The sequence below is a fragment of the Kitasatospora sp. NPDC036993 genome, assembly GCF_055607525.1.
In genome coordinates, this window is the sequence record NZ_JBVJRP010000018.1 from 65,641 (window position 1) to 79,141 (window position 13,501).

The following is a 13,501-nucleotide window of genomic DNA, read 5'->3' on the forward strand; positions in this document are numbered from 1 at the left end:
TCCTATGGAATGGAACCGATTGTTCGGATGCCGATTCACCGTCCCGGACGGCCCGGAGAGCGCGGTGAGGGCGTCCTGACGGGCGTCGGGGTCCGACTGGTGGTCAAGTCGGTCGTTTTTCGAGGACTCGGTCGTGCCTGAGACGCGGGCGCCGGGGTAGCGCCGCCCACGCCATCCGGCTCTACGGCCGGGGCGCCCGGGCGAGTTCAGTCGTCCGGCGAAACCGGAGCGGGCTTCGCAGGGCCGGCGGGACGCCCTGCGGGCCGACCGCTCGAACACGGCGGTCCATGGCTCTACGCGCGGGCCGCGCCCGGCTCCTGCCCGAGAACGGTTCCGCGGCGAAGGTGACGGCCCCCGCTGACCCCTGGCCGACGGCCTGGCCGGCTACTCGGGCAGCGTCGCGGCGCACTCCGGGTGGGCGGCGCCGGCGTGGCGCACGGCGGTCTTCGCGGTGATGCCGAACAGCCGTATCCCGCCCACGCTCACTGGTCGTCGATCTCCATGTCGGACGGCCCGTCACGGCGGGACTGCGGCACCAGGGATTCCTCCATGGCTTCCCTGGCCTTCTTGCCGCGGTCCTTGGATTTCACTCCCTTGACGCATGTCGAATACTTTTCACCGCTCTCGATCCTTTCGAGTGCGGCGCCGATGAGCTCGCCCATCTCCTGGGCCACCGCGGCTCTGTCCTTGCACCGGGAAGCCTCCTGTTCGGCCTCCTTCTTCTGGTCGCCCGTCAGGTTCGCACCGAGGATCTGCCAGTTCTTGGCCCTTTCCTGCCAGACCCTCTCCGTGGACTCCCACGCATCCCTCTTGGCTCCCCAGGCGCTCTCCAGGCCCTCCGGGGATTTCTCTTCCTCGGCTTCCTTGATCAGCTCGTCCGCCACGCCGTGGTCGGTCCCCGCCGCCGCCTCGAGCGTGCGGATTCTTTCGTCAAGAGGAAGATCGATCCCCTCGCGTCCGGCGATGACAGCGGTGATCGCCTTGTTCGAGAAGTTGTTGCCCTTTCTGCCGCGGGCATGGAAACTGGTCGTCTTGTTGCCGACGCCGTACATGTCGAATATTCCCTGGCGGCCGTCGCCGGGTTTTGCGTCGCGTTCACTGGCGGTCTGCTCGAGAGTGATGCGGTCACCGCCGTCCACGGCCACCACCGCCGCCACGTGGAACGGCCATCCGGAGGCGTTGTTCGGATTCCCCTCCTCGTCCAGTGACGTCTCCACGGTGACGAACGCCTGGCCGACTTCCGGGCTCTCCTGGTGGTTCGGGCCCTGCCCCGTCCCTTCCCGCCGGCCGGCGTACTTCTTCGCCGCGCCGATGTTCTCCTCGTTCCCCTCGCCGAAGAGCAGGTCCTCGCCGGCGCCGCCGGTGATGCCGCGGAACTTGCTGACGACCGGTGCCTCGGCCGCCTCCTGTTCGGTTTCCGCGTACTTCAGGGACCTCCCGTGCATGACCTCTTCGGCGGTGTGGGCGCAGTCCGCCAGGAAGAGTCCGTCCGGCACGTATTCAAGGTACTGGCTTCCGCCGTAACTTATGGACGGGGCGTTGCTCCGACGGCAGCCCTTCGGGATTTCCGTGGCATCCTCCCTGACCCATATCACATTGGACCAGTTGTCCCCTTCCATGCCGAGCAGGACGTATTTCCCGCTTTCGGATATGCGGGCTTTCGAGAAGTCACCGATCTCCGCGTCCACGGTCGCATAGCGCTGTACCGCCGTCGTCCCGGCCCCGGCCCCGGCCGAAGAGGACGAGGCTCGGTACGACGCTCCCGCGGCCTCGGGGGCGAGGGAGGGCCCGGCCATGACCCGGCGCGCGTTCGCCTCGGCTTCGCGTTCGAAGCGGTCGGAGGGGTCGGACACCCTCAGGCCGGAACCGTTGTCGGTGCCGGCGACCGGGCCCCGGCGCTGCTGGATGACGTGGGTGAGCTCGTGGGCCAGGGTGTGCGTGTCGCCTCCGCCCTCGCCGATCACCACATGGCTGCCGGAGGTGTAGGCGCGGGCGCCGACTTCGGTGGCGGAGCGCCGGGCGGCGGGGCCGTCGTGGATGCGGACGTCGGTGAAGTCGGCGCCGAAGCGGTTCTCCATGTCGGTGCGGGTGGTGTCGTCGAGGGGGCGGCCCGCGGAGCGCAGGACGTCCGGCACGGCCGAACGCCGCACCGCGGCCCCGGGACCGGCACCGGCCCGCTGGTGGGTGAGGTGGCCGCAGCCGGCGTCGTGTTCGTGGCGTTGCACGGCCGGTGGGACGTGTCCGGTGCGGCGGAGCATCCGCACGACCGCGGCGTTGCCGGCACTGCGCTGCAGGGCGAGCAGCCCGCTGGGGAGCGACGCGGGGGCCTGTTCGCGGGGGACGTTGTCGGTCCTGCGGGCGGCCGGTGCGCGCGTCCTGGTGCGCGCGTCCTGGTGGTCGGGGTCGTGTGCTCGCATGACGGACTCCTTCACCGGACGCGTGTGGGCGACCCACTTCTAGCGCGCCGCCCGGCCGGACGGTAGGGCCGGGAGGGCAGAGGGGAGGGCAGCCCGGTCGTCCCGCGCACCCGCTCCGCCGGCCTGCGCGCGAAGCCGCCTCCGGTCCGCTGACTCTTTGCTCTATCTATCGATTTTCGATAGATTCCCATCGCAACTCGATGGGAGGATGGGTCTTGGGAAAGCTGACAGTGCGTGCGCTGCGCGCCGTGCTCGTGGTGGTGCTCACCGGCAGTGTGCTCGTCCAGGTCCTGATGGTGTGGGCGCTGGTCAGCGGGAAGGACCAGGAGGACGGTTCGCTCCCGCTGACCGCACTGCGCGTGATCACGATCCTGGGCATCGGCACGACCCAGGTCGCCATGGGCTGCGTCTGGCGGCTGGTGACGATGGTGCGACACGGAACCGTGTTCTCCCACGCCTCCTTCCGCTACGTGGACGGCATCATCGGGGCCATCGTCGCGGCCGCGCTCACGTGGTTCGCGGTGACCGCCGTGAACGCACCCGGCCAGCGGGACGACCCGGGCGTCACCGGCATCATGGCCGGGATCGGCGTGGCCGTCCTGGGCGTCGCGCTCATCGTGCTCGTGCTGCGCAAGCTGCTCGCCCAGGCCGTCGCCCGCGACGTCGAAGCGGCCCGGATGCAGGCCGAGTTGGACGAGGTGATCTGATGGCGATCGCCGTCGACATCGACGTGATGCTGGCCAGGCGGAAGATGTCCGTCGGCGAACTCGCGGACCGTGTGGGGATCACGCCCGCCAACCTGGCGGTACTCAAGAACGGCCGCGCCAAGGCGGTGCGCTTCGCGACGCTCGCCGCGCTCTGCGAGGTGCTCGAGTGCCAGCCGGGCGACCTGCTGCGCTGGGAAGCCGAGGACACCGCAGGCGAATGAACCACACCGCCGGCACGTCATCCTCGGCCCCTGACCTCGACCGGGTCCGCGGCGGCCGGACGGACGGTGAACCGGTAGGTCGAGCGAAGTGCGGGCGGGACCCCGGGCGGCGGTGCCCGGGGTCCCGCTCTGTCGTCGTCCTCGCCCTCGCCCTCGCCCTCGTCCGCGCCTGGGCCTGGGCCTGGGCCTGGGCGAGCCCACCGTCTCTCGGCGGCGGGTCAGCGCTGTTCAGTCGTCTGCTGTCCGGTGATCTTGTGGCGCGGGGACGCTCTCGGTGTTCGCCGGGTCGGCGGGCGCAGGATGCTCTTCGCTCGGCACCGTGCGCCCGGGCCGGCTCAGCGGGTCACCAGCCGCTGCCTATCTCGCGGCCGGCGCCGACCTGGCCGGTGCCGCCGGTACCGGGGTAGACGTACAGGTTGCCGTTGCCGTTGTTGCGGGTGACGACATCGGGTTTGCCGTCGCCGGTGTAGTCCGCGACACCCACGAACGTGAAGTTCTGCCAACCGCCACCGATCTCCGCGGCAGCGCTCACCTGACCGGTGCCCCCGGTACCGGGGTAGACGTACAGGTTGCCGTTGCCGTTGTTGCGGGTGACGACATCGGGTTTGCCGTCGCCGGTGTAGTCCGCGACACCCACGAACGTGAAGTTCTGCCAACCGCCACCGATCTCCGCGGCAGCGCTCACCTGACCGGTGCCCCCGGTACCGGGATACACGTACAGGTTGCCGTTGCCGTTGTTACGGGTGACGACATCGGGTTTGCCGTCGCCGGTGTAGTCCGCGACACCGGCGAACGTGAAGTTCTGCCAACCGCCACCGATCTCGACGCCTCCGGCCAGGTAGCCCGTCCCGCCGGTACCGGGGTAGACGTACAGGTTGCCGTTGCCGTTGTTGCGGGCGATGACGTCGGGTTTGCCGTCACCCGTGTAGTCCGCGACACCGGCGAACGTGAAGTTCTGCCAGCCGATTCCGATCTCGACGCGTGCCCGGCTGCTGTATCCGTCTCCGGCACCGGGGAAGAGGTAGAGGCTGCCGCTCGCGTCGTCCCGGGCGATGGTGTCGGAGTATCCGTCGCCGTCGTAGTCGGCGGCTCCCGCGAAGGTCCATCCGGTGCCGGGAACATAGGCAGGTGCCGGGGTGAGGACGTTGCCGCGGACGTAGGCGCCCAGGGAGTTGCCTGCCGCCACTCCGGCGTCGGCGTCCCAGCGGTAGTGCACGCCGAGGTAGAGACGGCTCAGGGCGTTCTCTCGGGCCGCGGCGGTGAACGTGGTGAAGGTGCGGGTGTCCCCCACCGCCTGAGGGTCGTCGGTGGTGGCGGTGAAGGTGACCTGGTCGCCGAAGAGGCCGCGCATCACCCCGGCCCAGGCCGCGGCGAAGGTGGCGTGTCCGGAGATGTAGGCGGGGAAGGGCGGGCTGAAGTGCTGGCCCGCCCGGTTGACGGACAGCGGCTGCCAGGCCGGGTCCGGGGTGATGGCCGGGCTGGTGCCCGGGTCCGCGAGCCGGATCGCGCTCTGCGGGCGCCACAGGTCGATGCTGCTCGCGTACTTGGAGTCCCAGGCGACGATCGAGGCGTCGACCAGGGCCACCGCGACCAGCGCGAACAGCCTGGCGTTCTCCGTCTGGGTCAGCCCCTTCTGCTGGGCGACCGTCCGGGTGATGTCGAACAGCTGGCCGGGCGGCTTGTAGGTGCCGTCGACGTCGTTGGCCCAGAAGAACGCCTGCTTGGTCTGATCGGCGGTGCGGGTGGTGGAAGTCGCCGAGCCCAGGGACTTCACCTCGTTGACCTGCGTGGCGTAGGCGGGGTCGGCCAGCAGCGCCGCGTAGGAGGTGGCCTGCGCGGGAGTCTGGGGGCGGAACTGCGCGCCGGAGGTCATGGCGAACGGAGTGAGCCGGCCCCAGTTGGGATCGGTCGCGGCCGACTGCCCCGGGTCCGTGGGCCGCCAGGCGCCGGGCACGTCGTCCGGGGTGTAGGACGGGTCCCAGGCGGGTGTGGTGCCGGGCCGGCTCTCGACCGCGACCCGGGCCACCTCGCTTCCGACGGCGGCTCCCTGGTTGCGGGCCGTCTCGGTGACGGAGGCCGGGATGGTGGCCCGTGCCGCGGTGAGGGCCTGGCGGAAGTCGGCGGCGAAGTCGTGGCCGGGGTTGAAGCCGGGGAAGAGCCCGGTCAGGGTGTCGTGCGCGGCCTGGTCGATCGCCGCCTCGACCGAGGCGGTACCGGGCGCCGGCACCACGGTCAGATACGGACGGAACCGGCGGTCGGCGGCGGGCAGGACGGAGTCCACCGCGTCCCAGATCGCCGTGTGCATCACGGCCCCCGCGTGTGCCAGAGGCCCGGGACCGGTGTTGCGGGTCTGCCGGTACGCGTCGAGCAGGACCTTGTTCCAGAAGACGACGTGATCGGTGGGCCCGGACGCGGCCACCGCCTCCCCCGGCGGTACCAGTACGGCGGACCCCGCGACGGTCAGCACCGCGACTGCCAGCATGCTGATCCGGTGGCGCATGCGAACGAGTCTCATTTTCCCCCCTGGCGTAGAGATGTCAGTCGCGCCGGAGCATGCGCCAGGGTTCGGCCGGGGATGCCCGCCGGCCGAACCCGGCTTCCGTGGCGCCCGCCTGACGGGGCGCGGCCACAGGCCGGACGCATGATTCGAACGCGTGCATGACAGGAAGGCTAGTGGGGTCGGCGGCCCGGACGGAAGACGCTCCCCCGCCGGCCCGGCGGCCGCAGATACGCCACAGCCAGCCCGCCACGTCCGCGCCGTCCTGATGCCGGTACCGGGAGGCACCGCGCCACACACTCACGAAGACCTCCTGGACGATGTCGTCCACCAGGGCGGGTGCAGCGGGGTGAAGCACAGGGGCGGCCACGGCACCGCCGCTGGGTGGGGCGCAGCGGGAGTGCCGTGGCCGGATACGGGTGGCGCCGCGGGCAGTGGGGGGTGCGGCGCGCACCCCGGCCGATCCTGCCGCACCCCAACCCGCTCGGACCGAGCATGAGTTGGGGGCGGAGCGGCCCGCCTACCTGTCAGCTCAAGGACCGGTGGTCACCCGGCTGTCAGGAGACTGCTCAGCAGCTGTACCAGTTGGTCCACGTGCCGCTGGGGACCGGTGCCGCTGACGCCGGCGTGGTGGTGGCGTCGAGCGCGAGCGTCGCCATGGCGGCGGCCGCGGCGATGGTCCGCATCTTGATCACGGAATTCCCGTCCCGTTGTGACAGTAGACCGCCCTTGGCAGAGGCGGCCGCTCTCACTGAGGAGGTTAGAAGGCGGAGCCTTCCGGGCGACGGCTCCTGACCGATGAGTAGACGCGCTGCAAAGGAACCGGCGACGCTGCGCCAAGTCGCTGCCCGCGCGGCGTCGAACGGACTTGCACGACCGGAACTTGCACGACGCCTTCGGCGGACCCCGTCGGGTGGGCGGGCAAACCCCGACAGTCCGGCGTGGATCGCCACTTGGTCCGATGTGCCCAGGAAAGGCCGCTGACGATTCCCCGGTCGGCCGGACCGCCCGGTCCGAGGACACCCGGTCTGGGATGCATCGCCGGAGCCGGCCAACATCACCCGTCGGCCGGCTCCGGCGGGGAAACCCCGAAGAGCCCCGGCGGCCGGGAGGTCAGGCGGGCAGCCGGCCGGTCACTGGCCTCCGCGGTCCCCCCGGGGTGCCCCCTGTGTTCCGGCGCCGCACCGCCTCCGCCGCGAGCAGCGCCGCCGGGACGGCCACGGCCGGCACCGTCCACCACGGCAGGCCGGTCCAGAACGCGAGCACCGAGGGCACGCCGCAGGCGAGCAGTGTCCAGAGGAGGAGCGAGCGGGCGAGGGCGGCGGTGCCGGGGCGGCCGGTGAACCGCAGCGCGCCCAGGGCGGCGGCGAGCACCGCGAACAGCGCGGCGAAGGTGCCCAGCCCGGCGGTGATCTGCATTTCGTCGCGGGGCTGGTCGGAGGAGGCCTGCGCGACGCCGGCCCGTTCCAGGCGCATCACCCGGCCGCGCCACACCGTGCCGTCCACCCGGTCGCCGGGCTTCAGGTCGTCCAGCAGCGGCCCGGTGTCGCCGAACGGCACCTCGCCGCTCCAGTACGGCGCGCCGTCCAGCGTCGCGCGGAGGTTCTTGCTCCGGAGGTCCGTGCCGCTGACGGTGAACGGCACGGTGCGCACGCACTCCTCGACCGCCGCGCGCTCGCTTGCGGCCGGGCAGGTCGCGGCGGCCGAGTACGAGCGGTACCGCTCGGTGTCGTCCGGCAGCAGGACGGCGAGCAGGTACCAGGCGGCCGCCGCCGGGACGAGCGCCGCCGCGGCGAGCAGCGCGCCGCCGGTGCGGGTCCATGGTGAGGGACGGTGGGTCATGACGGTTCTCCCCCCGGTCCGGTGTGTGGCCGGAGCGCCCGGGCCGCCGTCTTCGGGGCGTGCCGCCCCGCCCCTTCCGGGGTCGGACGGCACCGGGTGGCCGGAACGCCGGACGGTGTCGCGGTTCTCTGAGTCTGGCCGGGGTTCACTGAGGTTCTGTGAACGGTGTGGAGGGCCCGAGGGAGCCGGAGCCGGCGTGGGGGGCGGCGGGTACGCAGCCGCGGCAGGGCCTGTGGCGTGCCGGCGGACCTCGCGTCGAGTGCCACGCACATCACCCCCGGACCGGCCCGCGGACACAGCTGTCCCTTGTTCGCCGACCAGGCTTCCCGGCACTCCGTCGTGCACGCTACCGGACCCCGCCCCGGCTTCGCACGCGGGTTCGCCCGGTCTGCGTGCCCAGCCGCTACGAGACCTTCGGCATGGTCGCGGCCGAGGCCCTCGCCACCGCGACCGGTCGTCGCCTTCGGCAGCGCGGGGTGAGCGCGACCGCGCGGCGCCCCTGGTCCCGGGTCACTCGACCGAGGCGTCATAGAGGACCGCGTCCGTGGGCACCCAGGGGAAACGCGTCCACGGGTACTCGGCGCTCGTGTGACCGCTCGGATCGAATGCGAGCACCGCGTCGACGAAGGCCCTGGGCGGCAGGTACCCGTGATCGATGACGTAGTGGCCGATGAGCGTCGGAGCCGCGAACGCTGCGCCCGGCCCGCCCGGGATACGGATCTCACCCGTGCCCGCGCTGCTTCGCCGGTGCCCTGGCCGCGGCTTGTACCACTCCGGTGGCTGCTCCTCCGAGGGCGGGCAGAGCTCGCAGTCGTGGAGGCCCAGCATCTCGTTGACCGCCTGTACGGCGAGGACGGCCTCAAGCCTGTCGATGAAGTCCGCAGGCGCTACCCCACTGGCCCATGGCTGATCACCTGACAACCAGCCGATGTTCAGGCGCTCGTACTGAGGCTGGAAACTCAGAAAGCAACAGCCCGTGGTCGTGTCGGTGAAGGTCTCTCCGTGCCAGTAGGTGTAGGGGCTCATGTCCTCGTAGAACGTCACCGCACGTTCCTACCACCCTGCTTCCACCTGCTCGCTCGGCCCAGCCCAGGAGCGGGGCGCGGAGCGGCGTCTTTCCGTGGCCGCACCGGCCGCGGGGCCGGTGCGGCGTACGCCGGCGCCGTCAGCAGTCCGGCTGCCAGGGCCGCCACCCCGGCGGCGAGTCCGACTCGCGACTTCATGGGAACTCCTCGACGTTCGTGGATTGTGCACGGATCGTGCCTTCGGACATTTCCACTTCGCCGGCGAAACCATGAGCGGCTGTCACGAACGGCGACTTCCGGGCACCCGTGCGGAGCCTCTCGGGAACCCGGTCGGCCCGGTTTCCCGGCGGGCGCCCTTCTCCGCGACCCCTCCCACCTGCGCGTTCGACCGGAATGTGACGGGGACGCATCCGCCTGCTGCGGGGGCGTTTCGTCTTCGTGTCCACCTGCCTCGATCCCTGGTGCCGGGTGTCGCTCGCACACAGACTGGCTTCTGCACGATCGTGCAACCGCCCCTTGGACCGAGGAAGTTCCACCCGCATGCCCAGATTCCCCAGACCCGGCGCTCCCCGGCCGAACCCGACGCATCCGGCGGGGAGGTGGCGTCCGTGCTCCGGTACGTGACACGCAGGGCGGCGGGCTGGTTCCTGGTGATCGCCGTGGCCACCAACGCCACGTACTTCCTGGCCGCTTGGTTCCTCGACCCGCGCTCGAACTTCAAGGAGCTGCGCCCGGTCCGCACCGAGGAGCAGATCTCCCGGGCCCTGGCCCCGTACAACCTCGACCCGCACGAGCCGCTGCTCCACCGCTGGTGGGACTGGCTGACCGGGGTGGTCCTGCGCTTCGACTGGGGCCGCTCCCCGGTCGGGGTCCGGGTGAACGGGGAGATCGGCTACCGCTCCCTGGTCAGCGCCGAACTGGTGATCGGCGCGACGGTCCTGTCCGTCGTCGTCGGCGTCGCGCTCGCGGTCCACACCGCCTCGCGCCAGTACGGCTGGCGGGACCGGGCCGCCCAGGCCCTGTCCATGGCGCTCTTCAACGTCCCGGTGTCCATCGCCGCCCTCGCCCTGGTGCTGCTGGCCATCCGGCTGAACGAGCACGCGGGCTGGCACTTCCTGTACGTCGCGGGAGAGAACTCGCCCGGCGTGGAAGGGTTCTGGGCGACGGTCGGCGACCGGCTGCTGCACCTGGTCCTGCCGACGCTGACGCTCACCCTGACGGGGTACGTGGGCTACCACCTCACCCAGCGCTCCCTGCTGCTGGACGTCATCGGCTCCGACTTCGTGCGCACCGCCCGGGCCACCGGGCTCACCCGCGCCCAGGCGATCCGCCGGCACGCCCTGCGCACCGCCCTGATCCCCACCGCCCAGTCCGTGGCCTTCGGCATCCCTGCCGTCTTCACCGGCGCGGTCCTCACCGAGACGATCTTCGGCTGGAACGGCATGGGCCAGTACTTCATCCAGACCATCAGCAAGAACGACGTGCACGGCACCGTGGCGACCGCCGCCTTCGCCGCCGCCCTGACCGCGATCGGCGCGATCCTCGCGGACATCGCCACCGTTCTTCTCGACCCGAGAGTGCGGGTGAGCTGAGATGGGCACCCCTGTGAGTCCCGACCCGACCTCCGGAGGCGTCCTCGCCGCCGCCCCCGGGCCGGCCGCCGATCCGCCGCCCACCGGGCACGACGAGCGCAGCGAACACAACGGGCACGACGGGCGCTACCTGGGCCGGCGCCGCCTCTACCTGCGCCGCTTCCTGCGCAACCGGACCGCCGTCGCCGGCGTGGTGATCTTCCTGCTGCTCGTGCTGTTCAGCGCGCTCGGAGACCTGTTCACCCCGTACGGGTACGCCGACGCCGACTTCTCGGCCCTGACCCAGGCCCCCGGCGCCGAGCACTGGTTCGGCACCAACCAGGGCGGCAACGACGTCTACGCCGCAGCCGTACACGGCCTCCAGCGCTCGCTGGTGATCGCGGTGACCGTGTCCCTGCTGACCGTCGCCATCGCCGCGGTCGTGGGCGCGGGCGCCGCCTACGTCGGGGGCCGGGTGGAGAAGGCCACCCTCGCCCTCATCCACTTCCTGCTGATCGTGCCCTCCTTCCTCGTCCTCGCCCTGGTCTCGCACCGGCTGGCGGGCGACTGGCGGGTCCTCATCCTCGTCCTGACGGTGTTCGGCTGGATGTCCACCGCCCGCGTGGTCTGGTCGGTGTCGACGTCCCTGCGCGAGCGCGACTACGTGCGCGCCGCGGAGTACATGGGCGTGCGCCCCCTGCACATCGTGGTGCGCCACATCATCCCCAACCTGGGCTCCCTGCTCATCGTCAACCTCACCCTGGGCGTGGTCTCCACCGTGCTCAGCGAGACCGCCCTGTCCTTCCTCGGCTTCGGCGTCCAGACCCCCGACGTGTCGCTGGGCACGATGCTCGCCGACGGCGCGGGCACCATCACCAGTGCCCCCTGGCTCTTCGCCTTCCCCGCCGGGCTGACCGTGCTGCTCACCGTCTCGATGACCTTCGTCGGCGACGGGCTGCGCGACGCCCTCGACCCCACGTCCACCACCGGCGCGGCAGGAGGCCGACGATGACCCTCGCACCCGCCCCCCACACCGGACCCACGGCCGGGCCCGCGGCCGGACCGGCAACCGGGCCCACCGGACCCGCACCCGTCCTGTCCGTACGCGGCCTGCGCGTCTCCTTCCCCTCCGAGGCCGGACCGGTGGAGGCCGTGCGCGGCGTCGACTTCGACCTCCTGCCCGGGCGCACCCTGGGCATCGTCGGCGAGTCCGGCTCCGGCAAGTCCGCCACCGCCCTCGCCGTCATGGGCCTGCTGCCGCCCACCGCGCGGCTCGGCGGCCGGATCCTGCTGGGCGGGCGCGACCTGGCCGGGCTGGACGACAAGGAGCTCTCCCGGGTCCGCGGCAAGGACATCGGCATGGTCTTCCAGGACCCGATGTCCGCGCTCACGCCCATCTTCAGCGTCGGCCGGCTGCTCTCCGAGGCCCTGCGCGTGCACCGGGAGCTGTCCGGGAACGACGCCTGGGAGCAGGCGGTGGAACTGCTCGACCTGGTCGGCATCCCCGACCCGCGCGAACGCGCCAAGTCGTTCCCGCACGAGTTCTCCGGCGGCATGCGCCAACGCGTCGTCATCGCCCTGGCCATCGCCAACAAGCCCTCGGTGCTCGTCGCCGACGAGCCCACCACTGCGCTCGACGTCACCGTCCAGGCCCAGATCCTCGACGTCCTGCGGCTGGCCCAGCGCGAGACCGGAGCCGGTCTCGTCCTGATCACCCACGACCTGGGCGTGGTCGCCGGCCACGCCGACGACGTCGCCGTCATGTACGCCGGACGGATCGTCGAGCACGCGGGCGTCGACGAGCTCTTCCGCCGTCCCACGATGCCCTACACCGCCCGCCTGCTGGCCAGCGTCCCGACCGTGGACAGCGGCGTCGAACGGCCCCTGGTCCCGGTCGGCGGAGAGCCGCCGTCCCTGGCCGGCCTGCCCGGCGGCTGCCCCTTCGCGCCCCGCTGCGCGGCGGTCCTGGACGTGTGCCGGACCACCGAACCGGACCTGACCGCACCGGCCGGGCGGCCCGGCCGCGCCGCCTGCCACCGCGCGCAGGAGATCGCCGACGGCGGCCTCGACCCGGCAGGGCAGGCCGACCCCGTGCCACCGGCCGGCTCCGGGGATCGCGGCGCCGGAGAGCCCGGCGCCGGAGGGCTCAGCACCGGAGAGCCCAGGGCAGGGAAGCCCGGCGCCGGCGAGGTGGTCCTGCGCGTCGAGGACCTGGTCAAGACGTTCCCCGTCACCAAGGGGGCCCTGCTCAAGCGCCGGGTGGGAACCCTGCACGCGGTCAACCGCGTCAGCTTCGAGCTGCGCGCGGGCGAAACCCTGGGCCTGGTGGGCGAGTCCGGCAGCGGCAAGACCACCACGCTGCGCGAGATCCTGCGGCTGCGCGCCCCCGAGGGCGGCCGCATCGAGGTGGCCGGCACCGACGTCGCCACGCTGCGGTCGGCCGCCCAGGTGCGCGAGCTGCGGCGCGACGTCCAGATCGTCCTCCAGGATCCGGCGGACGCCCTGGACCCCCGGCTGACCGTCTTCGACCTGCTGGCCGAACCGCTCCGGGCCGCCGGCGCCGACCGGGCGGCCACTCGCTCCCGGGTCACCCGGCTCCTGGACCTGGTGGGTCTGGAGCGCACCATGGGCGACCGCTTCCCCGCCGCCCTGTCCGGCGGCCAGCGCCAGCGCGTCGGCATCGCCCGTGCCCTGGCCCGCGAGCCGAGGCTGCTGGCCCTGGACGAACCGCTGTCCGCCCTGGACGTCTCCGTGCAGGCCGAGATCATCAACCTGCTCGCCCGGCTGAAGCGCGAACTGGGCCTGGCCTACCTCGTGGTGGCGCACGACCTGGCCGTGGTGCGCTACTTCTCCGACCGCATCGCGGTGATGTACCTCGGACACATCGTCGAGTCCGGCGCCACCGAGGAGATCTTCGCACGGCCCCGGCACCCGTACACGAAGGCCCTGCTGTCGGCGATCCCGGTGCCCGACCCGCAGCGCGAGCGCCACCGCGAGCGCATCGTCCTCGCGGGCGAGCAGCCCAGCGCCGCCCGGCTGCCCCAGGGCTGCGTGTTCGTCGACCGCTGCCCGCTCCACCGGGAGGCCGACGAGAGCGTACGGACGCGCTGCCGCACCGAACGGCCGGCGACCGTCGGCGCCCCGGACGGCTCCGACCACCAGTACGCCTGCCACGCGGTCTGACACCCGCTCCGCACCGACGCCCCGCCCGCACCGACCCA

The 13,501-nt window shown here is 72.1% G+C and carries 10 protein-coding genes and 1 pseudogene; 5 read left to right on the forward strand and 6 right to left on the reverse strand.

What is annotated here, in order from left to right; all coding sequences use genetic code 11:
* Window positions 1-482: 482 nt before the first annotated feature.
* Window positions 483-2,417 carry an eCIS core domain-containing protein gene (locus ACZ7C5_RS30820; RefSeq protein WP_470323920.1) on the reverse strand — a complete coding sequence of 645 codons (1,935 nt, stop codon included), beginning with the start codon at window positions 2,415-2,417 and terminating at the stop codon, window positions 483-485.
* Window positions 2,418-2,632: 215 nt separating this feature from the next.
* Here ACZ7C5_RS30820 and ACZ7C5_RS30825 point away from each other — a divergent pair, with 215 nt between their 5' ends.
* Together ACZ7C5_RS30825 and ACZ7C5_RS30830 are read left to right on the forward strand one after the other, a co-directional pair.
* Entirely contained in the window at window positions 2,633-3,124 is a 492-nt protein-coding gene (locus ACZ7C5_RS30825; RefSeq protein WP_470323921.1) for a DUF2975 domain-containing protein, read from the forward strand.
* Window positions 3,124-3,345: a helix-turn-helix domain-containing protein gene (locus ACZ7C5_RS30830; RefSeq protein WP_188297315.1), complete on the forward strand. Its 222-nt coding sequence runs from the start codon at window positions 3,124-3,126 to the stop codon at window positions 3,343-3,345. The genes ACZ7C5_RS30825 and ACZ7C5_RS30830 overlap by 1 nt, the downstream gene beginning before the upstream one ends.
* A gap of 343 nt (window positions 3,346-3,688) precedes the next feature.
* On the opposite strand, the gene ACZ7C5_RS30835 is transcribed toward ACZ7C5_RS30830, so the two are convergent.
* The 5 genes and pseudogenes from ACZ7C5_RS30835 to ACZ7C5_RS30855 all read right to left on the reverse strand — a co-directional run bounded on the left by ACZ7C5_RS30835 (window position 3,689) and on the right by ACZ7C5_RS30855 (window position 8,728).
* Window positions 3,689-5,845: an FG-GAP-like repeat-containing protein gene (locus ACZ7C5_RS30835; protein ID WP_470323922.1), complete on the reverse strand. Its 2,157-nt coding sequence runs from the start codon at window positions 5,843-5,845 to the stop codon at window positions 3,689-3,691.
* Window positions 5,846-6,059: 214 nt separating this feature from the next.
* A pseudogene (locus ACZ7C5_RS30840) lies at window positions 6,060-6,188 on the reverse strand (sigma factor); the annotation flags it as partial.
* Window positions 6,189-6,411: 223 nt separating this feature from the next.
* Window positions 6,412-6,537, reverse strand: coding sequence for a hypothetical protein (locus tag ACZ7C5_RS30845; RefSeq protein WP_470323923.1), 126 nt, complete (start codon window positions 6,535-6,537; stop codon window positions 6,412-6,414).
* Between the two features lie 418 nt (window positions 6,538-6,955).
* Entirely contained in the window at window positions 6,956-7,684 is a 729-nt protein-coding gene (locus ACZ7C5_RS30850; RefSeq protein WP_470323924.1) for a hypothetical protein, read from the reverse strand.
* A 510-nt stretch (window positions 7,685-8,194) separates the two neighbouring features.
* Complete coding sequence (locus ACZ7C5_RS30855; protein WP_401092245.1) at window positions 8,195-8,728, reverse strand: DUF7919 family protein; 534 nt, start codon at window positions 8,726-8,728, stop codon at window positions 8,195-8,197.
* Between the two features lie 589 nt (window positions 8,729-9,317).
* On the opposite strand from ACZ7C5_RS30855, the gene ACZ7C5_RS30860 reads away from it, so the two are divergent.
* From ACZ7C5_RS30860 to ACZ7C5_RS30870, 3 genes are read left to right on the forward strand one after another with little or no spacing between them, the layout of a single operon-like run.
* Window positions 9,318-10,301 carry an ABC transporter permease gene (locus tag ACZ7C5_RS30860; protein WP_401092246.1) on the forward strand — a complete coding sequence of 328 codons (984 nt, stop codon included), beginning with the start codon at window positions 9,318-9,320 and terminating at the stop codon, window positions 10,299-10,301.
* 1 nt (window position 10,302) lies between these two features.
* On the forward strand, window positions 10,303-11,292 hold the full coding sequence (locus ACZ7C5_RS30865; RefSeq protein WP_470323925.1) for an ABC transporter permease: 990 nt from the start codon (window positions 10,303-10,305) through the stop codon (window positions 11,290-11,292).
* Window positions 11,289-13,463 carry a dipeptide ABC transporter ATP-binding protein gene (locus ACZ7C5_RS30870; protein ID WP_470323926.1) on the forward strand — a complete coding sequence of 725 codons (2,175 nt, stop codon included), beginning with the start codon at window positions 11,289-11,291 and terminating at the stop codon, window positions 13,461-13,463. Before ACZ7C5_RS30865 ends, ACZ7C5_RS30870 begins: the two co-directional genes overlap by 4 nt.
* The last annotated feature ends 38 nt before the right edge of the window (window positions 13,464-13,501 follow it).